General features: G+C 72.9%; 20 protein-coding genes and 1 pseudogene. 8 read left to right on the top strand and 13 right to left on the bottom strand.

Annotated features, from left to right (window positions below):
• Positions 1 to 14 precede the first annotated feature (14 nt).
• Positions 15 to 1,829, bottom strand: coding sequence for a glutamine--fructose-6-phosphate transaminase (isomerizing) (gene glmS, locus E4198_RS17750; RefSeq protein WP_136184026.1), 1,815 nt, complete (start codon positions 1,827 to 1,829; stop codon positions 15 to 17).
• Between the two features lie 74 nt (positions 1,830 to 1,903).
• Complete coding sequence (locus E4198_RS17755; protein WP_136184027.1) at positions 1,904 to 2,182, bottom strand: hypothetical protein; 279 nt, start codon at positions 2,180 to 2,182, stop codon at positions 1,904 to 1,906.
• A 235-nt stretch (positions 2,183 to 2,417) separates the two neighbouring features.
• Here E4198_RS17755 and E4198_RS17760 point away from each other — a divergent pair, with 235 nt between their 5' ends.
• A complete protein-coding gene (locus E4198_RS17760) occupies positions 2,418 to 4,043 on the top strand; it encodes a beta-N-acetylhexosaminidase (protein ID WP_281727994.1) in 1,626 nt (541 codons plus the stop codon).
• Positions 4,044 to 4,092: 49 nt separating this feature from the next.
• On the opposite strand, the pseudogene E4198_RS17765 reads toward E4198_RS17760, so the two are convergent.
• Positions 4,093 to 5,020: pseudogene (locus E4198_RS17765) on the bottom strand (DUF4429 domain-containing protein).
• Between the two features lie 30 nt (positions 5,021 to 5,050).
• Entirely contained in the window at positions 5,051 to 5,812 is a 762-nt protein-coding gene (locus tag E4198_RS17770; protein ID WP_136184029.1) for an SDR family oxidoreductase, read from the bottom strand.
• Positions 5,813 to 5,916: 104 nt separating this feature from the next.
• Here E4198_RS17770 and E4198_RS17775 point away from each other — a divergent pair, with 104 nt between their 5' ends.
• The gene (locus tag E4198_RS17775) at positions 5,917 to 6,900 is read left to right on the top strand and encodes a sigma-70 family RNA polymerase sigma factor (protein WP_136184030.1); all 984 of its coding nucleotides are present in this window, start codon (positions 5,917 to 5,919) and stop codon (positions 6,898 to 6,900) included.
• 84 nt (positions 6,901 to 6,984) lie between these two features.
• On the opposite strand, the gene E4198_RS17780 is transcribed toward E4198_RS17775, so the two are convergent.
• Genes E4198_RS17780 through E4198_RS17795 form a run of 4 tightly spaced genes read right to left on the bottom strand, consistent with a single transcriptional unit; the run spans position 6,985 to position 12,849 of the window.
• Positions 6,985 to 8,145 (bottom strand): acyl-CoA dehydrogenase family protein, encoded by a 1,161-nt coding sequence (locus E4198_RS17780; protein ID WP_136184031.1) that lies wholly within the window; start codon positions 8,143 to 8,145, stop codon positions 6,985 to 6,987.
• A gap of 2 nt (positions 8,146 to 8,147) precedes the next feature.
• Positions 8,148 to 9,116: a hydroxymethylglutaryl-CoA lyase gene (locus E4198_RS17785; RefSeq protein WP_136184032.1), complete on the bottom strand. Its 969-nt coding sequence runs from the start codon at positions 9,114 to 9,116 to the stop codon at positions 8,148 to 8,150.
• A complete protein-coding gene (locus E4198_RS17790) occupies positions 9,113 to 11,200 on the bottom strand; it encodes a biotin carboxylase N-terminal domain-containing protein (protein ID WP_136185456.1) in 2,088 nt (695 codons plus the stop codon). The genes E4198_RS17785 and E4198_RS17790 overlap by 4 nt, the downstream gene beginning before the upstream one ends.
• A gap of 17 nt (positions 11,201 to 11,217) precedes the next feature.
• The gene (locus E4198_RS17795) at positions 11,218 to 12,849 is read right to left on the bottom strand and encodes a carboxyl transferase domain-containing protein (RefSeq protein ID WP_136184033.1); all 1,632 of its coding nucleotides are present in this window, start codon (positions 12,847 to 12,849) and stop codon (positions 11,218 to 11,220) included.
• 96 nt (positions 12,850 to 12,945) lie between these two features.
• Here E4198_RS17795 and E4198_RS17800 point away from each other — a divergent pair, with 96 nt between their 5' ends.
• The 3 genes from E4198_RS17800 to tesB are packed head-to-tail and all read left to right on the top strand — an operon-like array spanning position 12,946 to position 15,712.
• Positions 12,946 to 13,581, top strand: a complete 636-nt coding sequence (locus tag E4198_RS17800; RefSeq protein WP_136184034.1) for a TetR/AcrR family transcriptional regulator — start codon at positions 12,946 to 12,948, stop codon at positions 13,579 to 13,581.
• A 50-nt stretch (positions 13,582 to 13,631) separates the two neighbouring features.
• Entirely contained in the window at positions 13,632 to 14,789 is a 1,158-nt protein-coding gene (locus E4198_RS17805; protein ID WP_136184035.1) for an acyl-CoA dehydrogenase family protein, read from the top strand.
• Between the two features lie 5 nt (positions 14,790 to 14,794).
• Positions 14,795 to 15,712, top strand: coding sequence for an acyl-CoA thioesterase II (gene tesB, locus E4198_RS17810; protein WP_247597725.1), 918 nt, complete (start codon positions 14,795 to 14,797; stop codon positions 15,710 to 15,712).
• A 47-nt stretch (positions 15,713 to 15,759) separates the two neighbouring features.
• Here the strand turns inward: tesB and erm are convergent, their stop codons facing one another.
• The 3 genes from erm to E4198_RS17820 all read right to left on the bottom strand — a co-directional run bounded on the left by erm (position 15,760) and on the right by E4198_RS17820 (position 17,744).
• Entirely contained in the window at positions 15,760 to 16,521 is a 762-nt protein-coding gene (gene erm, locus E4198_RS17815; RefSeq protein ID WP_136184036.1) for an ErmE/ErmH/ErmO/ErmR family 23S rRNA (adenine(2058)-N(6))-methyltransferase, read from the bottom strand.
• Positions 16,522 to 16,711: 190 nt separating this feature from the next.
• Positions 16,712 to 16,849: a hypothetical protein gene (locus E4198_RS24980; RefSeq protein ID WP_168711463.1), complete on the bottom strand. Its 138-nt coding sequence runs from the start codon at positions 16,847 to 16,849 to the stop codon at positions 16,712 to 16,714.
• Between the two features lie 88 nt (positions 16,850 to 16,937).
• A complete protein-coding gene (locus E4198_RS17820) occupies positions 16,938 to 17,744 on the bottom strand; it encodes a phosphatase (RefSeq protein WP_210732844.1) in 807 nt (268 codons plus the stop codon).
• 113 nt (positions 17,745 to 17,857) lie between these two features.
• Here E4198_RS17820 and speB point away from each other — a divergent pair, with 113 nt between their 5' ends.
• Both speB and E4198_RS17830 read left to right on the top strand, forming a co-directional pair.
• On the top strand, positions 17,858 to 18,856 hold the full coding sequence (gene speB / locus E4198_RS17825; protein WP_136184037.1) for an agmatinase: 999 nt from the start codon (positions 17,858 to 17,860) through the stop codon (positions 18,854 to 18,856).
• A 570-nt stretch (positions 18,857 to 19,426) separates the two neighbouring features.
• Positions 19,427 to 23,245 (top strand): ABC transporter ATP-binding protein, encoded by a 3,819-nt coding sequence (locus E4198_RS17830; protein ID WP_136185459.1) that lies wholly within the window; start codon positions 19,427 to 19,429, stop codon positions 23,243 to 23,245.
• Positions 23,246 to 23,258: 13 nt separating this feature from the next.
• Here E4198_RS17830 and E4198_RS17835 read toward each other — a convergent pair whose 3' ends face one another.
• Both E4198_RS17835 and E4198_RS17840 read right to left on the bottom strand, forming a co-directional pair.
• On the bottom strand, positions 23,259 to 23,483 hold the full coding sequence (locus E4198_RS17835; protein WP_136184038.1) for a hypothetical protein: 225 nt from the start codon (positions 23,481 to 23,483) through the stop codon (positions 23,259 to 23,261).
• Between the two features lie 14 nt (positions 23,484 to 23,497).
• Positions 23,498 to 23,983, bottom strand: a complete 486-nt coding sequence (locus E4198_RS17840; protein ID WP_136184039.1) for an NUDIX hydrolase — start codon at positions 23,981 to 23,983, stop codon at positions 23,498 to 23,500.
• A 109-nt stretch (positions 23,984 to 24,092) separates the two neighbouring features.
• Here E4198_RS17840 and E4198_RS25190 point away from each other — a divergent pair, with 109 nt between their 5' ends.
• Positions 24,093 to 24,305: a hypothetical protein gene (locus E4198_RS25190; protein WP_210732845.1), complete on the top strand. Its 213-nt coding sequence runs from the start codon at positions 24,093 to 24,095 to the stop codon at positions 24,303 to 24,305.
• The last annotated feature ends 58 nt before the right edge of the window (positions 24,306 to 24,363 follow it).

Below are 24,363 nucleotides of genomic sequence, written 5' to 3' on the forward strand. Positions count from 1 at the left end.
GGGCCGGGCGACGGCTACTCGACGGTGACCGACTTGGCCAGGTTTCTCGGCTTGTCGATGTCCCGGTCCAGGCACAGCGCCGTGTGGTAGGCGAGGAGTTGGAGCGGCAGGCCCATCAGGATCGGGTCGAGCTCGACCTCGTTGCGCGGCACGACGATGGTGTGGTCGGCCTTCTCCTGCTCGGCGTGGGCGACCGCCAGAATCCGGCCGTGGCGCGCCTTGATCTCCTCCAGCGTCGCGCGGTTCTTCTCCAGCAGTTCGTCGTCCGGCAGGATCGCCACCGTCGGCACGGCGGGCTCGATCAGTGCGAGCGGGCCGTGCTTGAGCTCGGACGCCGGGTACGCCTCGGCGTGGATGTAGGAGACCTCCTTCAGCTTCAACGACGCCTCACGCGCGACCGGATAGCCGCGCACCCGGCCCACGAACATCATGCTGCGCGCCTGGGCGTACTCCGCGGCCAGCCGCCGGATCGCCTCCTCACCGTCCAGGATCTCGGCGATCTGCTCCGGGAGCCTCCGCAGGCCCGCGATCAGCCGCTTGCCGTCCGCGACGGACAGGTCGCGGATGCGGCCGAGGTGAAGGGCCAGCAGCGCGAACGCCACCGCGGTGTTGGTGAAGCACTTGGTGGACACGACGCACACCTCGGGCCCGGCGTGCACGTACACGCCGCCGTCCGTCTCGCGGGCGATCGCCGAACCCACGACGTTCACCACGCCCAGCACCCGGGCGCCCTTGCGCTTGAGTTCCTGCACGGCCGCGAGGGTGTCGTAGGTCTCCCCGGACTGGCTGACGGCGATGTAGAGGCAGTCCGGGTCCACCACGGCGTTCCGGTAGCGGAACTCGCTGGCGGGCTCCGCGTCCGCGGGGATGCGGGCCACCTCCTCGATGAGCTGCGCGCCGATCATGCCGGCGTGGTACGCGGACCCGCAGCCGAGGATCTTCACCCGCCGCACCCCGCGCGCCTCGCGGGCGTCCATGTTGAGGCCGCCCAGGTGGACGGTGGCGAACCGGTCGTCGATGCGGCCGCGCAGCACCCGGTCCACGGAGTCCGCCTGCTCGGAGATCTCCTTGTGCATGTAGGTGTCGTGGCCGCCCATGTCGTAGGACTCGGCGGCCCATTCCACGGTCTCCGGGGAGGTGGAGGTGCGGGAGCCCTCGGTGGTGTAGGTGCGGTAGTCGTCGGCCTTGATGGTGGCCATCTCGCCGTCGTTCAGGGTGACGACCTGGCGGGTGTGCGAGACGAGCGCGGCGACGTCGGACGCGACCAGCATCTCGTGTTCGCCGATGCCCAGGAGGACCGGCGAGCCGTTGCGGGCGACGACGATGCGGTCGGGGAAGTCGGCGTGCAGCACCGCGATGCCGTACGTGCCGTCGATGTGCCGCAGCGCCTCCTGCACGCGCCCTTCGAGGGTGCCGGCCTGGGCGCGGGCGACCAGGTGGGCGAGGACCTCGGTGTCGGTGTCGGAGACCAGCTCCACGCCGTCGGCGGCGAGCTTGGCCCGCAGGTCGGAGGCGTTGTCGATGATGCCGTTGTGCACGACGGCTACCTTGCCGTCGGGGTCGAGGTGCGGGTGCGCGTTCACGTCGTTGGGGGCGCCGTGGGTGGCCCAGCGGGTGTGCGCGATGCCGGTGGTGCCGGCGAAGCGCTTCGGGAGCTTCGCCTCCAGATCGCGTACCCGGCCCTTGGCCTTGACGGACTTCAGGCCGGAGCCGCGGGTCTGGACGGCGATGCCCGCGGAGTCGTAGCCCCGGTACTCCAGGCGCTGAAGCCCTTCCAGCAGCAGCGGCGCGACGTCGCGCTTCCCGATGTATCCCACGATCCCGCACATGGCGCTTCTCCTTCGAACGGTCGGTCGGTGTGCCGGCGCGCCGAGGCGGGTGCGCCGCGGGGCGGCGCGTCGCGTCAGCCGTAGACGATGCGCCGGATCTGCCGCAGCGACAGTTCCGGCGGCGCCACCGCGCGGTGCGGCAGTTCGGCGGCGATCCGCTCGAAGATGTCGGAGTTCACCAGCCCGCCGGACTTCAGCTCGCGGTGTCGGCGGCGTACGTAGTCCTCGGTCGTCTCGTCGAAGTACGCCAGCACGTCGAGGACCACCCGGACCGCCTCGTTGCGCGGCAGCACGGTGGTGCGGGTCAGGTGGTCGATCAGGTCCTCGTGGACCGGCGTCCGGCGCTCCAGCACCCGTCGATAGTGCGCCTCCAGGGCGGCCTTCGCAACATTTCTGCCCGATACCGGGCAGGATCACGAGAAAATGCGGCTCAGGTGTCCGGTCGCGGGAAATGGTCTACACCTTGACCCCGGGTCCCGGGCGCGGTACGAACGTCAGCGTGCGTCGCTTCATGCACATGCCATCGCTCGGAACGTGCCCCCGGCCGCGAGAGGCCCGGAGGACGAACCGCCGCCGAAGGGATCGCTCGTGAGACGTCTCAGGCCCCTCCTGCTCAGCGCCGCGCTGCTGCTCGGCGCGGTGCCGGCGACCGGCGCCGCGGCGAACGCCGCCCCCGCCCCGGCCGGAACCGGGGGAGACCCCCGGCCGCTGGACCAGGTCATCCCCGCACCGGCGTCCGTGCGCGCGCACGGCGACCCGTTCACCCTCACCGACGACACCCGCATCCGGGTGGGCGGACACGCCGCGGCCGCGCGGGGAGCGCGGGACGCGGCGCAGGAACTCGCGGAGATCCTGCGGCCCTTCACCGGCTACGACCTGCCGGTCACCACCGGCGGCGACGCACACCGCGGTTCCGGCGCGATCGTGCTGGCCCACGGCGGGCCGCACAGCCTGGGGGAGGAGGGCTACCGGCTGCGGGTGGGCGAACACCGCATCGTGCTCCAGGCGCGGGCGGCCGCCGGCTTCTTCCACGGCGTGCAGACGCTGCGGCAACTGCTCCCCGCGCAGGTCGAGTCGGACGCCGCGCGGACCGGGACGCAAACGTGGCGGATCGCCGGCGGCACCCTCACCGACACCCCGCGCTTCGAGCACCGCGGTGCGATGCTCGACGTCTCCCGGCACTTCTTCACGGTCGAGGAGGTCAAGCGCTACATCGACCAGCTCGCCCTCTACAAGTTCAACCGCCTGCACCTGCACCTGAGCGACGACCAGGGCTGGCGCATCGCCATCGACTCCTGGCCGCGGCTCGCGACCCACGGCGGCAGCACCGAGGTCGGCGGAGGCCCCGGCGGCTACTACACCAAGGCCGAGTACCGGGAGATCCTGCGCTACGCGGACGACCACCAGCTGATGGTCGTCCCGGAGATCGACATGCCCGGCCACACCAACGCGGCCCTCGCCTCGTACGCCGAACTCAACTGCGACGGTGTCGCGCCGCCGCTCTACACCGGCATCGAGGTCGGCTTCAGCTCGCTGTGCGTGCCGCTGGAGCGCACGTACGACTTCGTGGACGACGTGGTGCGCGAGATCGCGGCCATGACACCGGGGCCTTACCTGCACATCGGCGGCGACGAGGCGCACTCCACCAGCCACGAGGACTACGCCGCCTTCATGGACCGCGCACAGACCGTCATCGGGAAGTACGGCAAGACCGTCGTCGGTTGGCACCAGCTCACCGGTGCCGAGCCCGCCGAGGACGCCGTCGTGCAGTACTGGGGCGTCACGGGCGAGGAGGAGGACGTCGCGGAGGCCGCCCGCAACGGCAACCGGCTGGTGCTCTCGCCCGCCGACCGGGTCTACCTCGACATGAAGTACAACGAGGACACGCCGCTGGGGCTGAGCTGGGCCGGATACGTCGAAGTGCGGCAGTCCTACGACTGGGACCCGGGCCGCTACTTCCAGGGAGTGCCGGAAAGCGCCATCCTCGGCGTCGAGGCGCCGCTGTGGTCGGAGACCCTGGAGAACAGCGACCACATCGAGTACATGGCGTTCCCGCGGCTGCCGGGCGTCGCGGAACTCGGCTGGTCGCCCGCGGCCACCCACGACTGGGAGGACTACCGCGTCCGTCTCGCGGCGCAGGCGCCGCGCTGGGAGGCCCTGGGCATCGACTACTACCGCTCCCCGCAGGTCCCCTGGGACTCCGGGACGCGCTGACGCGTGCCGACCCGGCCGTGCGGCGACGTCGCACGGCCGGGCGGCGGGGTCAGAAGCGGTTCAGCACCGCGCGCTTGGCCGCCGCGAACTCATCGTCCGTCAGGACGCCTTCACGGTGCAGTTCGCCCAGCTCCCGCAGCCTGCGCAGCAGCGCGTCGTGGTCCGCGTCCTCGGGAGCGGACTTCATCAGGGACGGCGGCGCGGAGGCCGTCGCCCCCGCCGCCACCGCGGGGCCCCCTCCGCGAGCGCGGGAGGCGGCCCGGCTCCGGGGTGCGGAAGCCGGGCCGCGACGGCGGCGGCCAGCAGCACGGCGCCGCCCGTCTCCCGCGCCTGCCGCACCCCCACAGGAGCACGCAGTTGGGGTCGTGCTCCGGCTTCGGCGCCGCGTGGCCGCCGCGCTGCCGGAACCGCAGGCTGCCGTTCTGCCAGCCCACCGCCGGAGTCCACTCCACCGCGGTCAGCTCGTCGAGCGGCAACGTCCTCGGGCCGCCGGAGGACTTGCTCGACTCGGCCATCCAGTTCCACTCCAACTGCACCCGCTCGCCGTCGAAGACGGCCGTGCCGTCCGTACCGGCCGCCGTGCGCGGCACGGACGGGCCGGGCAGCACGTACCGGTCGCACGGACCGTCCGGCACCTGTTCCAGCAGCAGCGCGTTCCGCACCTCGTCCACGACGTACTCGGCGACGCCCGCCCGGTCGCCGGCGACCGCGAGCTGGTACGGGTCGGCGGCGTCCGGGAGCCGGCCGCCCGCGACATGGGCCAGCGGATCCGCACCGGTGCGCAGCCGCAAACGCAGGCGTCCCGCCTTCCGGCCGTGCCCCGCCTCGTACGCGATCCCCGCCACCGCCTCCAACGGCACGGCGACCTCGCCCAGCTCCCGGCGCAGCGTGTGGGTGGACTTGCCGTTCCCCGGCACGATCCGCAGCGTGTCGCCGTCGAACGTCCAGGTGCCCGCGCGCTGGATGATTTCCGCCATGCCGACGATTCTCGCGCACGGGCACCGCGTTCAGGCCACCCGTTCGGACAGGAAGTCCTCCCAGGTGCGCTCGCCCAGGGTGGCGCCCTCAAGCGTCAGGTTGGCGCCCGCCCGGTAGGCGCGCCCCGCCTTGCCAGGGATGCGGACCGGCATCAGGGGGCGCCGCTTGCCGCGCGCCCGCAGGTAGCCGCGGCTCAGCTCGGAGAGGCCGTACACCCGCGGCCCCGCCAGATCCGGGACCAGTCCAGCCGGCGCGCCCAACGTCAGCTCCACCAGCCGTTCCGCCACCTCGCGCGCGTCCACGGGCTGGAGCCGGAGCCCGCCGGGGGAAGGGACCACCGGCAGCTTCGCCATCTTCTCCACCATGGCCAGCGCCAGGTCGTGGAACTGGGCGGCCCGCAGGGTCGTCCAGGGCACGCCGGAGTCCGCCACGGCGCGTTCGGCGGCGAGCTTGGACCGGAGCCAGGCCAGCGGCACCCGGTCCGCGCCGATGACGGAGATGTACACCAGGTGCTTCACCTGAGCCTCCGCGGCGGCGCGGGCCAGGTGCGCGGTCGCCTCGTCGTCCCCCTTGGGACCGCCGGCGAGGTGCAGTACGGTCTCGCAGCCCGCCACGGCGGCGGCCACGCCCCTGTTCTCCCGCAGGTCCCCCGTGACGTACACGACGCCGTCCTCGTCCGGCCGCTCCCGGCGGCTCAGGACACGCACGGAGCAGCCCGCGCCGCGCAGCAGCGGCACCACGTGCCGTCCGAGGGTGCCGGTACCGCCGGTGACCAGAATCGTGGAAGCCATCGTCTCTCCTCATCGCGTCGGCCCGAAGGTGGCGCTTCCCAGCTCCGTCGTGCCGGGTTTCGGGTTCTACTGCTGTGACACGCGGCGAGGAAGGAATGTGACAGGTGAGCGAGGGCGAGCTGCTGGCGGAGCGATTCGAGGGCGAGCGCGGACGGCTGCGGGCGGTGGCGTACCGCATGCTCGGCTCGGTGAGCGAGGCGGAGGACGCCGTGCAGGAGGCGTGGCTGCGCATCAGCCGCGCCGATACCGCAGAGGTGCGCAACTTCGGCGGCTGGACCACCACGGTGGTGGCCCGGGTGTGCCTGAACCTGCTGCGTTCCCGGGAAGCGCGGCGCGAGGAAGGACTCGAGGCCGTCGAGGGGCTGGAGAGCGGGCATGCCGAAGGTGTCCGGAGCGGGACGGAAGCCCCCGCGCCGGAGGACGAAGCGGTGCTGGCGGAGTCGGTGGGACTGGCGATGCTGGTGGTGCTCGACACGCTCTCCCCGGCCGAACGTGTCGCGTTCGTGCTGCACGACATGTTCGCCGTGCCCTTCGACGAGATCGGACAGCTGCTGGAGAAGTCCCCGGCAACGGCCCGGCAGCTCGCGAGTCGCGCGCGCCGCCGGGTGGGCGGCGGCTCGGCCATGCCCTCGGCGGACCTGGCGAGGCGGCGCGGGGTCGTGGAGGCGTTCCTCGCCGCGGCCCGTGGAGGCGACTTCGACGCGCTGCTCGCGGTCCTCGATCCCGAGGTGGTGTTGCGGGCGGACGCGGCGGTCGGCCCGACACGGCACCCGCTGGTGGTGGCCGGTGCCCGCAACGTGGCCAGGGGCGCGTCGGCCGCCACGGCCCGGGCACGTGCCACTCAGCCGGCAATGGTGGACGGGGCGCCGGCGCTCCTGATGGCCGACGGCGGACGGCTGGCGCTGGTGATGGCCTTCACGATCACCGATGGACTGATCACCGGCATCGACCTGATCGCCGAGCCCGAGCAGCTGAGCGCGCTGCGGGTCGACGTCCTGGACGGGGCCGCATGCAGGGGAGCGGTTGAGGACCTGAACGGCTCCGAGGGCCCGGAGGGGCCGGACGGTGTCGACGAACCGGACGCCTGACCCGCCCCGGGCCGGGTTCGGGCCCCGCTGTGCCCCGCCCCCGCGCGGCACGGGCGGGGCAGACGGTCGTGGCTGCGAGAGCGGTCAGAAACCCAGCTCGCGGGCGATCAGCATGCGCTGCACCTCGCTCGTCCCCTCACCGATCTCCAAGATCTTGGAGTCGCGCCACATCCGGGCCACCGGGTACTCGTTCATGAAGCCGTACCCGCCGTGGATCTGGGTGGCCTCCCGGGCGTTGGTCACGGCGACCTCGGAGGAGTAGAGCTTTGCCAGCGCCGCCTCCTTCTTGAACGGCTCGCCCGCCACCAGCCGGGACGCGGCGTCCCGCCAGGCCAGGCGCGCGGTGTGGGCGCGCATCTCCATGTCGGCCAGCTTGAACTGGATGGCCTGGTTCTCGCCGATGGCCTTGCCGAACGCCCTGCGGGTCTTCGCGTACGCCACGGACTCGTCCACGCAGCCCTGCGCCAGCCCCGTGGCCAGCGCCGCGATGGCGATGCGGCCCTCGTCCAGGATGCGCAGGAACTGCGCGTAGCCGCGGCCCTCCTCGCCCAGCAGGTTCTCGCCGGGGACGCGGACGTCGGAGAACGACAGCTCGCGGGTGTCCGACGCGTTCCACCCGACCTTGGAGTAGGGGGCGGCGACGGTGAAGCCCGGCGTGCCGGACGGCACGATGATGCTGGAGATCAGCGGCGCTCCGTCGGGCTTGCGCCCGGTGACGGCCGTGACCGTGACCAGGCCGGTGATGTCGGTGCCGGAGTTGGTGATGAAGCACTTCGAGCCGTTGATCACCCACTCGCCGGTCTTCTCGTCCCGGGTGGCGGTGGTCCGGGTGCCGCCGGCGTCCGAGCCGCATTCGGGCTCGGTGAGGCCGAACGCGCCGAGCATCTCGCCGGAGCAGAGCTTCGGGAGCCAGGTGCGCTTCTGCTCCTCGGTTCCGAAGCTGTGGACCGGCATGGCGCCCAGCGAGACACCGGCCTCCAGGGTGATGGCGACCGAGGAGTCGACCCGGGCCAGCTCCTCCAGGGCCAGGCCCAGGGTGAGGTAGTCGCCGCCCATGCCGCCGTACTCCTCGGGGAACGGCAGCCCGAACAGGCCCATCTCGCCCATCTGCCGGACGATGTCGTAGGGGAACTCGTGGTTCTCGTAGAACTCGCCGATCTTCGGAGCCACGACGTCGTGCGCGAACTCCTCGACGGTGCGGCGCAGTTCCTCGTGCTCGGGGGCGAGACGGTGATCGAGAGACATGACTACTGCTCCTTGTGGGAGAGCGCTCGGACGGTACGGGAGGGGCTGGGGCGTCCCAGCCGTTCGGCCATCCACACGCTGGTGGCGGTGAGCCGGCCGAGGTCGACCCCGGTCTCGATGCCGAGGCCGTGCAACATCCACACGAGGTCTTCGGTGGCGAGGTTGCCGGTGGCGCTCTTCGCGTACGGGCAGCCGCCGAGGCCGCCCGCGGAGGCGTCCACGGTGTGCACGCCGTGCTGGAGCGCGGCGAGCGTGTTGGCCAGTGCCTGGCCGTAGGTGTCGTGGAAGTGGACCGCGATCCGGTCGGCACCGACGCCCTCGGCGTCCAGCGCGGCGAGCAGCGCACCGACGTGTCCGGGCGTGGCGACGCCGATGGTGTCCCCGAGGCTCAGCTCGTCGCAGCCCATGTCCACCAGGCTGCGGCACACCCGCACCACCTGCTCGACGGGCACCGGGCCTTCCCAGGGGTCGCCGAAGCACATCGAGAGGTACCCGCGGACGCTCGCTCCGGCCTCCCGGGCCCCGCGCACCACGGGCTCGAACATCGCCAGCGCCTCGTCGACCGTGCGGTTGAGGTTGGCCTTGGCGAAGGACTCGGTGGCGCTGGCGAACACCGCGATCTCGCGGGCGCCCAGCGCGAGCGCGCGCTCGAGACCGCGGGTGTTGGGCACCAGCACAGGAAGCCGCACGCCGTCGCCCAGGTCGGAGAGCTTCGGGTACAGCTCTTCCGCGTCGGCGAGCTGCGGCACCCACTTGGGGTGGACGAAGCTGGTCGCCTCGACGGTCCGCAGGCCGGCGTCGACGAGCCGGTGGACGAACTCCGCCTTCACCTCGACCGGGACGATCGCCTGCTCGTTCTGCAGGCCGTCTCGCGGTCCGACCTCGTGGATGCGGACGCGGGGCGGCAGCCCGGGGGCGGGCACCGCCATGGGCAGGCCCTCGACGCCCGGGGTGCGCGGTGCGGCGGTCATGCCGGATCGCCCCCCTTCGCCTGCTGCGCATCCTCGGAGTCCTGCGGCTCCTTCGGCTCCACGACGGCGAGCACCTGGTCCATCGCGACGGTGCTCCCCGCCGACACGTCCAGCTCGGTGACCACGCCGTCGTAGGGGGCGGCGATGACGTGTTCCATCTTCATCGCCTCGACCACCAGCAGGCTCTGTCCCGCGGCGACCTCCTCGCCGACCTGCGCCTTGACCACGGTGACCGTGCCCGGCATGGGAGCGGTGAGCGCGTCCGCGCCGTGCGCCCCGGCGCCGCCGCGCAACGCCGCCTCGACCGGGTCGTGGGCCTGCACGTGCCAGGCCTCGCCGTCGCGCCCGAGCCAGGCACCGCTGTCGTCGGCCACCCGGGTGAAGCGGTGCGTGACCCCGCCCCACTCCAGCCGGGTACCGGCGGGAGCGGTGTCGGTCAGTCGCGCGACGACCGGCTCGGCGTCCCCGACGCGGACCAGCGCGTCGTGCGCCAGGCCGCGGACCCGCACGGCCACCGGCTCGTGGCCGGGGACGCGCACGTGGTGCACCGTCCAGGCGGCCTCGCCGCCCATCCGGAAGCCGGACGGCACGGTGAACGGGTTCACCCAGTCACCCGCGCCGCTGCGCGGTGCGGCGGGCTCCAGCGCTGCGTGACGCAGCAGCGCCGCAGTGGCGTACACCTCGTCCGGGACGCCGACGGGGACCAGGCCGGCCGCGTCGCGGTCGACCAGCCCGGTGTCCAGGTCGCCTGTCACCACGTCCGGGTGCGCGAGCAGCGCCCGCAGGAACGCGACGTTGGTGTCCACGCCGAGCACGGTGGTGACGCCCAGGGCGGCGCGGAGCCCGCGCAGCGCCGCGGCGCGGTCCGGGCCGTACGCGATGACCTTGGAGAGCATCGGGTCGTAGGAGGTGCCGACCTCGGTGCCCTCGGACAGTCCGGAGTCGGTGCGGACCCGCTCGCCCTGCGGTTCGCGGAGCAGCCGGACCGTGCCGGCGGAGGGCAGGAAGTCCACGCGACCGCCGGACACCCGGGCGGTCTCGGCGCAGACCCGGGCCTCCACCGCGTGTCCGGTGAGGGTGACGTCGTCCTGGCCGAACGCGAGCGGCTCGCCCGCGGCCACCCGGAGCTGCCACTCCACCAGGTCCAGCCCGGTGACCAGCTCGGTGACCGGGTGCTCGACCTGGAGGCGGGTGTTCATCTCCATGAAGAAGTAGTCGCGCCGCCCGTCGGCCGCCGGTTCGCCGCCGGGCACGATGAACTCCACCGTGCCCGCGCCCCGGTAGCCGCAGGAGCGGGCGGCGTTCACCGCGGCCTCGCCCATCGCGGCGCGCGTGGCCTCGTCGAGCAGCGGGCTGGGCGCCTCCTCGATGATCTTCTGGTGGCGGCGCTGGAGGGAGCACTCGCGCTCGCCGAGGTGCACGACGTTGCCGTGGGCGTCGGCCAGCACCTGGATCTCGATGTGCCGCGGCCGGTCGATCCAGCGCTCCACCAGGAGCGTGTCGTCACCGAAGGAGCCTCGGGCCTCGCGACGCGCGGCGGCGATCTCGTCGGCCAGCAGCGCCTCGTCGCGCACCAGGCGCATGCCCTTGCCGCCGCCTCCCGCGGACGGCTTGAGCAGCACCGGCATGCCGATCTCCCGGGCTGCGGATGCCAGTTCGGCGTCAGAGAGGCCGGAGCCGGAGGAGCCGGGGACGACCGGAACACCGGCCGCCGCGACGGTCTCCTTGGCGCGGATCTTGTCGCCCATGAGGTCGATGGCCGCGGCGGGCGGCCCGATGAAGACCAGCCCCGCGTCGGCGCAGGCCGCGGCGAACGCGGCGTTCTCCGCGAGGAAGCCGTACCCCGGGTGCACGGCCTGGGCTCCGGTCCGGCGTGCGGCGTCCAGCAGGCGGTCCACCGAAAGGTAGCTCTCGGCTGCGGCGGCCGGGCCGATGCGCACGGCGGTGTCGGCCTCGCGCACGTGGCGGGCGTCGGCGTCGGCGTCGCTGTAGACGGCGACCGAACGGACGCCCTCGGCGCGCAGGGTGCGGATGACCCGCACGGCGATCTCGCCGCGGTTGGCCACCAGCACGGTGTCGAACATCGTCATCGTCGTCCCCCTCACATCCGGAACACGCCGAAGGCGGGCGCGTTCGGATCCTTCTGCGGCAGCGGAGCGTTGGCACAGGCGGTCAGCGCGAGGCCCAGCACCTGCCGGGTCTCCATCGGGTCGATCACTCCGTCGTCCCAGAGGCGCGCGGTGGCGTAGTACGCGTTGCCCTGCTCGTCGTACTGGGCGCGGACCGGAGCGCGGAAGGCCTCTTCCTCCTCCTCGCTCCACGCCTCGCCACGGCCCTCGATCTGGTCGCGCTTGACGGTGGCCAGCACGGAGGCGGCCTGCTCGCCGCCCATCACCGAGATCTTGGCGTTCGGCCACATCCACAGGAAGCGCGGACTGTACGCCCGGCCGCACATCGAGTAGTTCCCCGCGCCGTACGAACCGCCTATCACCACGGTCAGCTTGGGCACCCGGGTGCAGGCCACGGCCGTCACCATCTTGGCGCCGTGCTTGGCGATGCCGCCCGCCTCGTAGTCCTTGCCGACCATGAAGCCGGAGATGTTCTGGAGGAAGAGCAGCGGGATGCCGCGCTGGTCGCACAGCTCGATGAAGTGGGCGCCCTTCTGGGCGGACTCGGAGAAGAGGATGCCGTTGTTCGCCACGATGCCGACCGGGTGGCCGTGGATGTGGGCGAAGCCGGTCACCAGGGTGGTGCCGTACTCGGCCTTGAATTCCTGGAAGCGGGAGCCGTCCACCACGCGGGCGATGACCTCGCGCACGTCGTAAGGCGTGCGCGAGTCGACCGGGACGGCGGAGTAGAGGCCGGACGGGTCCGCCCGCGGCTCCTCCGGCGGGGTGACCGTCCAGGGCGGGGCCGGGCGGCCGGGCAGGGTGCCGACGATGTTCCGCACGATGCGCAGCGCGTGCGGGTCGTCCTCGGCGAGGTGGTCGGTGACGCCGGAGGTGCGCGAGTGGACCTCCCCGCCGCCGAGCTCCTCCGCGGTGACCACCGCGCCGGTCGCGGCCTTCACCAGCGGCGGGCCGCCGAGGAAGATCGTGCCCTGCTCGCGGACGATGACCGCCTCGTCGCTCATGGCGGGGACGTACGCGCCGCCCGCGGTGCAGGAGCCGAGGACGGCGGCGATCTGCGGGATGCCGGCGCCGGACATGCGCGCCTGGTTGTAGAAGATGCGGCCGAAGTGCTCGCGGTCCGGGAACACCTCGTCCTGCATGGGCAGGAACGCGCCGCCGGAGTCCACGAGGTAGACGCACGGCAGGCGGTTCTCCAGGGCGATCTCCTGGGCCCGCAGGTGCTTCTTCACCGTCATCGGGTAGTACGTGCCGCCCTTGACCGTGGCGTCGTTGGCCACGATCACGACCTCGCGGCCGGACACCCGGCCGATGCCGGCGATCACGCCGGCCGCGGGAGCGGCCCCGCCGTACATCCCGTCGGCCGCCAGCGGCGCGATTTCCAGGAACGGGGAGCCCGGGTCGAGCAGCGCGTCCACCCGGTCGCGCGGCAGCAGCTTGCCGCGCGCGGTGTGCCGGGCGCGGGCCTTCTCGCCGCCGCCCAGCCGGGCCGTGGCGAGCTTCTCGCGCAGCCGCGCCGCCAGTTCGCGGTGCGCGGCCTCGTTCGCCCGGCAGTTGTCCGATGCCGGATCGACGCCGCTGACCAGCGCCGTTGCCTGCTCCATGCCGCTGAGCCCCCTTGCTCCGTGCGTGCGTTAGTGAGCGTTAACTTCGCACCCACAGGTTAACGCTCATTAACGTGCCTGTCTAGAATGGTCGGCATGACCACCAGCGCGGCACGTGACCGAGCCACCCCGACCCGGCGCGACCAGATCCTGCGGGAGGCGGCCCGGCTCTTCGCCGAGCGCGGCTTCCACGGCGTGGGCGTCGACGAGATAGGTGCGGCCGTCGGCATCAGCGGCCCCGGTCTCTACCGGCACTTCGCCGGGAAGGACGCGATGCTGGCGGAGCTGCTGGTGGGTATCAGCGAACGGCTGCACGAGGGCGGCGTGGCGCGGGTGGAGGAGTCGGTCTCCGCCGGTCTCGCCCCGGAGGCCACGCTGGATGCGCTGATCGCCGGTCACATCGACTTCGCGCTCGATGACCGCTCGCTGATCACCCTCCACGACCGGGAACTGGACCGGCTGCGGGACGACGACCGCAAGCAGGTGCGCAAGCTGCAGCGGCAGTACGTCGAGCTCTGGGTGGGCGCCGTGCGCGCCGTGTATCCGGGGCTCACCGAACTGGAGGCCCGGGTCTCGGTGCACACCGTCTTCGGGCTGCTCAACTCCACGCCCCACCTCTCCGGGTCCTCCTCCCTCCCGGATCGCAGCACGACCGCCGCCCTGCTGCACCGGCTGGCGCGCGGCGCGCTGGCCGCCGCCCGGGCGGACGGCGGCTCTGGACAGCCGCACTGACTGCCGGGTAACTTTTCTGAGCAAGCGCTTAGACAGCGGGAGGTGGCGCAGTGCGGCGTACGGTGTTCCACGACGACCACGAGGCGTTCCGGCGGACCGTCCGCGACTTCATCGAGGCCGAAGTCGTCCCGGTCTACCCCGAGTGGGCCGCGCAGGGATACGTCCCGCGCGATTTCTACAAGAAGCTGGGCGATCTGGGCGTCTTCGGCATCGAGGTGCCCGAGGAGTACGGCGGCGCGGGCGAGACCAGCTTCAAGTACAACGCGGTCATCAGCGAGGAGTGCGCCCGCGCCGGGGTCAGCTTCGGCGGCTCCAGCGTGCACACCGCGCTGTGCCTGCCCTACATCCTTGCCTACGGCACCGAGGAACAGAAGCAGCGCTGGCTGCCCGCGTTCGTGTCCGGCGAGATGATGACCGCGATCGCCATGACCGAGCCCGGCACCGGTTCCGACCTGGCCGGTATGCGCACCACGGCCAAGCTGTCCGAGGACGGCACCCACTACGTCCTCAACGGTGCCAAGACCTTCATCACCGGCGGCGCGCAGGCCGACCGGGTGCTCGTCTGCTGCCGCACCGCCCCCCCGAGCCCCGAGGACCGCCGGGCCGGCATCTCCATCCTGGTGGTGGACGCCTCCTCGGAGGGGTACGCCGTCGGCCGCACCCTCGACAAGCTGGGCCTGAAGTCCTCCGACACCGCGGAGCTCTCCTTCACCGACGTCAAGGTGCCCGTCGAGGACCTGCTCGGCGAGGAGGGCGAGGCGTTCGGCTATCTCGCCCACAACCTGCCGCAGGAGCGCCTCGGCATCGCGTTCGGGGCCTACGCGCAGGCCGCCGCGGCCGTCCGCTTCGCGAAGGAGTACGTCAAGGAACGCACGGTCTTCGGCAAGGAGGTCGCTTCCTTCCAGAACACCAAGTTCGTGCTCGCCGACTGCCAGGCCGACGTCGACGCCATGCAGGCCGTCGTCGACCGTGCCCTGGAGGCGCACGACGCCCGCGAGCTGACCGCGGCCGACGCCGCCTCCGCGAAGCTCTTCACCACCGAGACCGCCGCGCACGTCATCGACAAGTGCCTCCAGCTGCACGGCGGCTACGGCTACATGACGGAGTACCCCATCTCCCGGCTGTACGCCGACACCCGCGTCACCCGGATCTACGGCGGCACCAGCGAGGTCATGCGCTCCATCATCGCCAAGTCCATGGGACTGTGAGGAGTGTGAACGACCCCGTCACCCCCGAACCGCACGACCCGGCCCCGGAGGACCTGCTCGACCTGCTCGATCTGCTCGACCTGGAGCGGATCGAGCAGGACATCTTCCGAGGCACGAGCCGCCAGGCCGTGATCCCCCGGGTCTTCGGCGGCCAGGTGGCGGCGCAGGCCCTGGTCGCGGCCTGCCGCACCGTTCCGGAGGGGCGGCTGCCGCACTCGCTGCACGCGTACTTCCTGCGCCCCGGAGACCCCGGGGCGCCCATCGTCTACACGGTGGACCGCATCCGCGACGGCCGGTCCTTCACCACCCGCCGGGTCGTCGCCGTGCAGCACGGGCAGCCCGTCTTCCACCTCTCCGCCTCCTGCCAGGCGCACGAGGACGGCATGGAGCACCAGGCCCGGATGCCCGCCACCCCGGACCCCGACACGCTGCCGCGCGCCGAGGAGATGATGCCGCGGTACGCGCACCTGTTCAGCGACCCGCGGGTGCCTCAGAAGCTGCTCAAGGCCCGGGCGGCGGTCGACCTGCGGTACGTGGAGGCGCCGCCGTTCGCCCGCGCCGGCGAGCCCCGGGAGCCGCGCTCCCAGGTGTGGTTCCGCACCAACGGCAAGCTCGACGGTCTCCTGGACGACCCCACACTGCACATCTGCCTGGCCACCTACGTCTCGGACATGACCCTGCTGGACTCGGTGCTGCTGGCGCACGGGCGCGGCGGCTGGGCGGTCGGCGACGTCGTGGGCGCGAGCCTGGACCACGCGATGTGGTTCCACCGCCCCTTCCGGGCCGACGAATGGCTGCTGTACGACCAGGAGTCGCCGACCGCGCAGGGCGGCCGAGGGCTGGCCGCCGGACGGATCTTCACCCGCGACGGCCGGCTCGCCGTCTCCGTTATTCAGGAGGGCGTCGTCCGCGTCCCGCGCTGACCCGGACGACGGCCCCGTGCCCCGCCGCCCGGCGCGACCGCGCGGGATCAGCCCAGGCGCCGGAAGAGCTCGACCCACGTGTCCGGCGGCACCAGGCCGACCGGCGTGCCCGGCTCCAGCCCGGCGGCCGCGCAGGCCTCGCGGACCCGATGGGTGCGGTGCCGGCGGGCCAGGGTGGCGCCGAGGGAACCACCGACGCCGGTGAAGCCGTGGGCGACGAACTCTCTGTAGGCGGGAAGTACCGGACGCGGCAGGAGCGGCGCCGGCCGGCGTGCGATCCGCAGCACTGCCGAATCCGTCCGCGGCACCGGCGTGAAGGACCCGCGCGGCACGCGCCCCTCCACCCGCCAGGTGAATTCCGGCCAGCTGCCCACGGTCACCAGTGACCAGCGCCCGTAGCCGCCGGTGCGCTTGCGTGCGTACTCGAGTTGGGTGAGCAGGGTCGCGGAGGTCATCGCGGGCGCGCCCAGACACCACCGGACGATGTCCGAGGTGCGCGCGTAGGGGATGTTGCCGACGACGGTGAACGGTTCCCGGGGCGGCCGCGCCCGCAGGAAGTCGCCGGTCACGGTGCGCACGTTGGGTTCGTTCCGCAGCCGCTGGGGCAGCGCGGCGCCGAGGCGCGGGTCGATCTCGTACGCCACCACCTGCCGGCAACGGCGGGCCAGGGCGCGGGTCAGCACCCCTTCGCCCGCGCCCGGTTCGACCACCAGGTCGTCCGGGCGCAGCCGTGAGGCGCGCACGAGGCGGTGTACGGCGGCGGGGTCGTGCAGGAAGTTCTGGGAGAGCGTGCTGCGGCGGCGTGCCACGGTGAAGTCCTCTGGTGTGAGGACAGGCGGGTGCGCGCGGGCGGCGGCCGGGCCTGTCCGGGGTGATGGGGACACCGGAGGCCCTGGGCGGGCACGTTGACGGAGCGCGGCTCGGATCAGGAGTGCGCGAGGGTGCGACCCGCCGCGCGCACGACGGTGCGTGCGGCGGGCGGGGAAGCGCGGGGCGGACTCAGGCGCCGAGGGCGTCCTGGCGCGCGGCCAGGGCCCAGCGCCGAGCGCGCGGGCGGAGGCAGAGCCGGGCGGACCAGCCGGTGCGCCGCGCGTCGGCGTGCGCGCCGTCGATGATCGCCGCGAAGGAGGCGGACATGAGGGGAACGCTAGGCCGCCCGGTGCGGGCGCGGCAAGCGGTTTTCCGGCGGCCCCCGCAGGGCCGCACGGGTGTCGGGCACCGAGGGTCAGGCGTCGGTGAGGCCGGCCGCGTCCAGCAGGTACGCGATCATCGGCTCGTAGAACCGGGGGTCGGCCACGTGGTCGTCCAGCGGCACCGCGACGGAGAGCGTGTCCTCCGCCTCGCCGAGGAAGAGCGCGGGGTCGTTGCAGTCGGCGAAGCCGACCGTGTCGAGGCCGCGCTGCGCCGCGCAGCCCGCCCAGCCGTGGTCGGCGAAGACCAGGTCGGGCATGCCGTGCCCGGCCCGCTCGTAAGCGTCCAGGATCTGCCGCATCGGTTCGGGCGAGTGCGTGTGCCACAGCGAGGCGCCGCGTTCGTGCACCGCGACGCCCGCGAACTGCACCACCACGCCCTCGTCGGCGTACAGCCCGAGCGGCACGCGGGCTATGTCGCAGCCCGCCGACCGCAGCGCCCGGGCGACCGTGCCGTGCACGTCCAGCAGGCCGCCGGGGTGGCCGGTGGCGAAGAGCACCCTCTTGCGGTCCTCCGCCGCCTTGCGCAGCTCCGCGGCGGCCCGGTCGAGCGCGCCGACGGTCAGTTCCGGGTCGATGGTGTCCTGGCCGTGCCGGTGGTCGGGGTCGTCGCTCACGCCCACCCGTTCGGCCATCACCGCCAGCACGTCCTGCTCGTCCGACCACCGGTCGCCCAGCTCCAGGCCCAGCCAGTAGTGCCGGTTGCCGTTCGCCAGCTCGCGGTAGTGCGCCAGGTTGTTCTCGCGCGGCGTGGCCACGTGCCCGGCGATCCGGGTGTGCACCAGGTGCTCGAGGAGCGCGGTGCGGCTGGGAACGGCGGGCAGTGGGAGCGACGAAGACATGCCGCCATTGTGTCCCGTACGCCTGGTCGATGGACGGAGTGTCCAAATAGGTGGTCCGGGATCTGCACATCCGTCCATGGGGAGGCCCTCGCGGGCTGCCTACCCTTCCCCTCATGAGCACCCCCTCCGAGCAGTCCGCTGCACGCCCCGAGCCCGTCGGGCCCGTCGACTCCTCCCGCATCCCCCGCTACGCCGGGCCGGCGACCTTCGCCCGGCTGCCCCGCCTGGACGAGGTGGGCGGCCGGACCGACGTCGCGGTGGTCGGCGTGCCGTTCGACACCGGCGTCTCCTACCGGCCGGGCGCCCGCTTCGGCGGCAACGCGATCCGGGAGGCGTCCCGGCTGCTGCGCCCCTACAACCCGGCGCAGGACGCGTCGCCCTTCGCCCTGGCCCAGGTCGCGGACGCGGGGGACATTGCGGCGAACCCGTTCCGTATCGACGAGGCCGTGGAGACGGTGCAGGCGGCTGCTGACGAGATCCTCGGCTCCGGCGCCCGGATGATGACGCTGGGCGGCGACCACACCATCGCGCTGCCCCTGCTGCGCGCGGTCGCGCGCAAGCACGGCCCGGTGGCGCTGCTGCACTTCGATGCGCACCTGGACACCTGGGACACCTACTTCGGCGCTGCCTACACCCACGGCACGCCGTTCCGCCGGGCGGTGGAGGAGGGCATCCTCGACACCGAGGCGCTCAGCCACGTCGGCATCCGCGGTCCGCTGTACGGCCGCAAGGACCTCACCGACGACGAGAAGATGGGCTTCGGCATCGTCACCTCGGCCGACGTGATGCGGCGCGGCGTGGACGAGATCGCCCAGCAGCTGCGGGAGCGCATCGGCGACCGCCCGCTGTACGTGTCCATCGACATCGACGTGCTCGACCCGGCGCACGCGCCCGGCACCGGCACTCCGGAGGCGGGCGGCCTGACCTCGCGCGAGCTGCTGGAGATTCTGCGTGGCCTGGCAGGCTGCCATCTGGTCTCGGCCGACCTGGTGGAGGTGGCCCCGGCGTACGACCACGCGGAGATGACCGCGGTCGCCGCCTCGCACACCGCGTACGAGCTGACCACCCTGATGACGCGGCAGATCGCCGAGGCCCGGGGCGGGACCTCCTGAAGCACCCGCCCGGCCGGGCGGCCGGTGCTCCCACGCCTCGTCGAACGCCGGTTCCACGCCGGGGAGCATCGGTTCTCGGCCAACTTGGCGACGCAGAGCCGGCACCGTTCGTGGCGAATCCTGTGCGGTGCGTCACATTCCCTGGTGGGGGCCACTGGCGAAAAACCGCTGGTGGGTGGCGTGCCGCACCCGGGTGACATTCTGTTGTCATGTGACGTTATGAAAGCAGTTTAATACGCAACGTTACCGATTCTGTGCGGTCGATGTGCGCGGCGTAAAAGTTTCCGACAGAATCCTGAGCGCTGCCCCGCGGGATGGGGCGCCGTCGAGCGGACGGAGGGCCGGCCCTGTGGGGGGTGCCTGGTCCACCGAAGGCCACCGAGACGGACGCCCCCAGCCGGTACGGCCCCGGAGAAGTATGCGGCTCCTCCGGGGCCCGACCGGGTTCTTCCCCCGATCGCGGAGGCAATGCCCCGCCGGCAGCAGCCTCCGGGATGAAATCCCCCGCCCGCGACGTTGCACCCTTCCGTCAGTGACCGACCGGAGGGGAGCGCGAGCGTGGGGGAGAAGGTGACCGGAGCCGCCGGGCGGACCGGAAGCGGAGACGGGCCGGAGGGCCGCCGCGGATGGGCCCGCAGGCTGAGCGCGTACTGCTGGCACTACCGGCGGAACGTACTGCTGGCCCTCGGCGCCTCGCTGGCCGGCATGGGCCTGATGGCGCTCGTGCCGCTCCTCGTCAAGGTGGTCATCGACGACGTCGTGGTCGGCGACCAGGGCGGCCTGGAGATCTGGGTCGGCCTGCTGGTCGCCGTCGCCGTCGCCGTCTACGGCCTCACCTACGTCCGCCGCTTCTACGGCGGACGCCTCGCGCTCGACGTCCAGCACGACCTGCGCACCGACATGTACGAGGCGCTCGTCCGCCTCGACGGCCACCGGCAGGACGAACTCAGCACCGGCCAGGTCGTCGGACGCGGCACCAGCGACCTCCAGCTCGTGCAGAGCCTGCTGTTCATGCTCCCCATGATGATCGGCAACGCCCTCCTCTTCCTGGTCGCGCTGGTCGTCATGCTCGTGCTCTCCCCGCTACTGACCCTCGTCTCGCTGGCCGTCGCGCCGCTGCTGTGGATCATCGCCAACCGGAGCCGCGCCCGGCTGTTTCCAGCCACCTGGTACGCCCAGCAGCAGGCCGGTTCGGTGGCCTCGGTCGTGGACGGCGCGGTCACCGGCGTGCGCGTGGTGAAGGGCTTCGGTCAGGAGGAGCAGGAGACGGCGAAGCTGCGCCGCATCAGCCGCACGCTCTTCGCCGCCCGGCTGCGCACCGTCAAGCTCAACGCCCGCTACACCCCCGCCCTCCAGGCGGTGCCCTCGCTCGGCCAGGTCGCCATGCTGGCGCTCGGCGGCTGGCTCGCCACCGAGGGGCGCATCACCCTCGGTACGTTCGTCGCCTTCTCCACCTACCTCGCCCAGCTCGTCGGGCCGGTGCGGATGCTGGCCATGGTGCTCACCGTCGGCCAGCAGGCTCGGGCCGGCGTCGAGCGCGTCTTCGACCTCATCGACACCGAGCCCAAGCTGACCGAGCGCCCGGGCGCGCACGAACTGCCCGCCGACGCGGACGCCTCCGTCGAGTTCGACGACGTCACCTTCGGCTACGGCGACGGCCCACCGGTGCTGGACGGGCTCAGCCTGCGCATCGAGCCGGGCGAGACGGTCGCCGTCGTGGGCACCAGCGGATCCGGGAAGTCGACCGTCTCGCTGCTGCTGCCCCGCTACTACGACGTCACCGGCGGCGCCGTCCGGGTCGGCGGACACGACGTGCGCGACCTCTCCATGGGCTCACTGCGCGCCGCGATCGGCCTCGTCCCGGAGAACAGCTTCCTCTTCTCCGAGTCGCTGCGGGACAACATCGCCTACGGCGCCCCGGACGCCACCGACGAGCAGGTCCGCGCCGCCGCCCGCGCGGCCCAGGCCGACGGCTTCATCTCCGAGATGCCCGACGGCTACGACACCATGGTCGGCGAGCAGGGCCTGACCCTCTCAGGCGGCCAGCGGCAGCGCGTCGCGCTCGCCCGCGCCATCCTCACCGACCCCCGGCTCCTCGTCCTGGACGACGCCACCTCCGCCGTGGACGCCCGCGTCGAGCACGAGATCCACGAGGCGCTGCGCGGCGTGATGGCCGGCCGGACGACGCTGCTCATCGCGCACCGCCTCTCCACCCTCGCCCTGGCCGACCGCATCGCCGTCCTGGACGGCGGCCGCCTGGTCGACCTCGGCACGCACGACGAACTGACCGGCCGCTGCTCCCTGTACCGCCGCCTGCTCACCGACCCCGACGAACTCGCCGACGTCGAACGCGACCCGGCCGGACTCGCCGGCCACGACGCGCACCGCCGGGTCGACGGGGTGACCCCCGAGCTGTGGGTGCGCCCGGAGGAGGACGAGGACGCCGCCACCACCGGCTCCGACGGCGGCCGCACGGCGACCGCCCACGCCCAGGCCGGACGCCCGGGAAGCTTCGCCGCCGAACTCGCCGCCATGCCCGGCAGCCCCGAACTCCTCGCCCGCGTCGCCGCGCTGCCACCTGCCGACGACGAGCCGGAGGTCGACGAGCGGCACGCCACACGCCCCGAGCCCTCCTACGGCCTGCGCCGGCTGCTGCACGGCTTCGGCCGCCCGCTCTCCGTCGCGTTCGCCTTCGTCGCTCTCGACGCGCTCGCCGCGCTGTTGCTGCCCGTCCTGATCCGGCACGGCATCGACGAGGGCGTCTCCCAGCGCGCCCTCGACGCCGTGTGGTGGGCGTCCGCGCTCGCACTGCTCATCGTCGTCGGGCAGTGGGGCGCGCAGTTCGCCGCCATGCGCTTCACCGGCCGTGCCGGCGAACGCGTGCTGTACGCGCTGCGTGTAAAGATCTTCGCCCAGCTCCAACGGCTCGGCCTCGACTACTACGAACGGCACCTGACCGGCGCCGTCATGACCCGCATGACCACGGACGTCGACGCGCTGTCCACGTTCCTGCAGACCGGGCTGGTCACCGCGCTCGTCGCGCTGCTCACCTTCTTCGGAATCCTCGTGGCCCTGCTGGTCATCGATCTGCAACTCGCGCTGGTCGTGTTCGCCGCGCTGCCGCTGCTGATCGTCGGCACCGTCTTCTTCCGCCGGCAGAGCGTGAAGGCGTACGAACTCGCCCGTGAGCGGGTCAGCGTGGTCAACGCCGACCTCCAGGAGAGCGTCGCCGGGCTGCGCATGGTGCAGGCGTTCCGCCGGGAGGACGGCGGCGCCGAGCGGTTCGCCGCCCGCAGCGGCGCCTACCGGCGGGCCCGTATCCGCGGCCAGTGGCTGATCTCCGTCTACTTCCCCTTCGTGCAGCTGCTCGCCGCCCTCGCGACCGCCGCGGTGCTGGTGGTCGGCGCCGGCCGGGTCGACGACGGGACGCTCACAGCCGGTGCCCTGGTCGCCTATCTGCTGTACATCGAGCTGTTCTTCGCCCCCGTGCAGCAGCTCTCCCAGGTCTTCGACGGCTACCAGCAGGCGGCCGTCGCGCTGGGCCGCATCCAGCAGCTCCTCGGTGAGCAGACCACCACGCCGCCCGCCGCGACGCCGCGCGAGGTCCGTGAGCTGCGCGGCGAGGTCGCGTTCGAGGACGTCCACTTCCACTACGCCACCGCCGACGGGACGGGTTCCGACCCCCACGAGGCGGCGCTGGCGGGCATCGACCTCACGGTGGAGGCGGGCACCACCGTGGCCTTCGTGGGCGAGACCGGGGCCGGCAAGTCCACGCTGGTCAAGCTCGTGGCCCGGTTCTACGACCCGACCCGCGGCACGGTACGGGTTGACGGCGCAGACCTGCGCGAACTCGACCTCACCGCCTACCGGCACCGCCTCGGCGTCGTGCCCCAGGAGCCGTACCTGTTCCCCGGCACCGTCCGGGATGCCATCGCCTACGGCCGCCCCGGCGCGACCGACGCCGACGTCGAGTCGGCGGCACGTGCGGTCGGCGCACACGACATGGTCGCCTCCCTGCCCGGCGGCTACCTGCACCCGGTCTCCGAACGCGGGCGCAACCTCTCCGCCGGTCAGCGGCAGCTCATCGCCCTCGCCCGGGCACAGCTCGTCGACCCGGACGTGCTGCTGCTCGACGAGGCGACCGCCGCGCTCGACCTGGCCACCGAATCGCTGGTGAACCGCGCCACGGACCGGCTCGCCCGCCGCCGCACGACCCTCGTTGTGGCACACCGGCTCTCCACCGCGGCACGCGCGGACCGGGTGGTCGTGCTCGACCACGGCCGCATCGCGGAAACCGGCACGCACGAGGAGCTCCTGGCCCGCGACGGCCGCTACGCCGAGCTGTGGCGCGTCTACGCGGGGGAGACCGCTCCCACACCCGCCGCGTGACCGCCGGGGGCGGTCAACGCCCCCGGTTGCGGGGGTGGTTGCGGGCGGTGCGCTCGTTGCCGTGCTTGTAGGCGCCGGTCCAGCGGGCCATCACCAGCTGCTCGCCCCCGGCCGCCACCTCGGCGAGGAACCGCGCGGCGCGGCCCCCGCGGAGGGTGGCGGCCTCCCGGCCGTGGTGGGTGACGACGACGGCTCCGTCGCCGTGCTGCGCGTAGGCGAACCCGTGAGGTCTCGGCATGCCGCGACAGTACGTCACCCTGCGCAGCGCGCCACCAGATATTCGTCGACCGTCTGCACCCGACCGCCGGGCAGGCTCTCGCCCTCGCGACGCCAACGGATCGCGGAGATCTCCTCGTTGGGGGTGAACGGCTGCCGGACGTTCACGCTCCCGGTGAACACCGCGCCGTAGAGAACGGACCGGCCCGGCAGCTTCGTGCGTGCGAAACCGGCGAAGCGCAGGTCCTCCGGCGCGATGTGCTGGCCCGCCTCCTCCCGCAACTCCCGCACCGCCGCCTCGCGCGGCGTCTCACCCGGCTCGATGCCGCCGCCCGGGATCTCCCAGCAGCCGCGGTGCCGTTCCAGCGCCATCAGCACCCGGTCCTCGTGCCGGAGCACGACCAGCGCGTAGCCCACCGCGGCGTCGGGAAACCATGTGTCCTCGGGCTCGGGGTGGAAGGACAGCAGCTCCAAGCCCAGCGGACCGGTCGCAAGGGGCGTCGTCGCCTCGGCGTCGCTCATGCCCCGACCCTATGCCGCGCGGTCCGGCCCGCGCGGGCGTGCGACGATTCCGCAACAAGCCCGTCGTCCCCCCTGGAGCGCGGGGTGGTATGCGGGTGACGCTCGGACGATGACGCGTCCCGCCCGCCCGTCCGCGCCCCAACCGCCCGTGGCGTGGCTCGTCCTCGCCGTTCTCGTCGTCCTCGCGGGTCTGGCCGGATGCTCCGCGGACGAGCTGCCGGCCGAGCCTGCCGAGAGCCGCCGTCCGGCCGCCGGAACGGGCTCGGAGGATCCGGACGACCTCAACGGCGACGGGCACCGCGACCTGCTCCTTCCCGTGTAAGGGCGGTCCCCGCGGTCCCGGGGCGGAGGAGGGCGGGGCCACTCCGGTACGGATGCCG

Source organism: Streptomyces sp. RKND-216, from assembly GCF_004795255.1.
GTDB classification, from domain to species: domain Bacteria; phylum Actinomycetota; class Actinomycetes; order Streptomycetales; family Streptomycetaceae; genus Streptomyces; species Streptomyces hazeniae.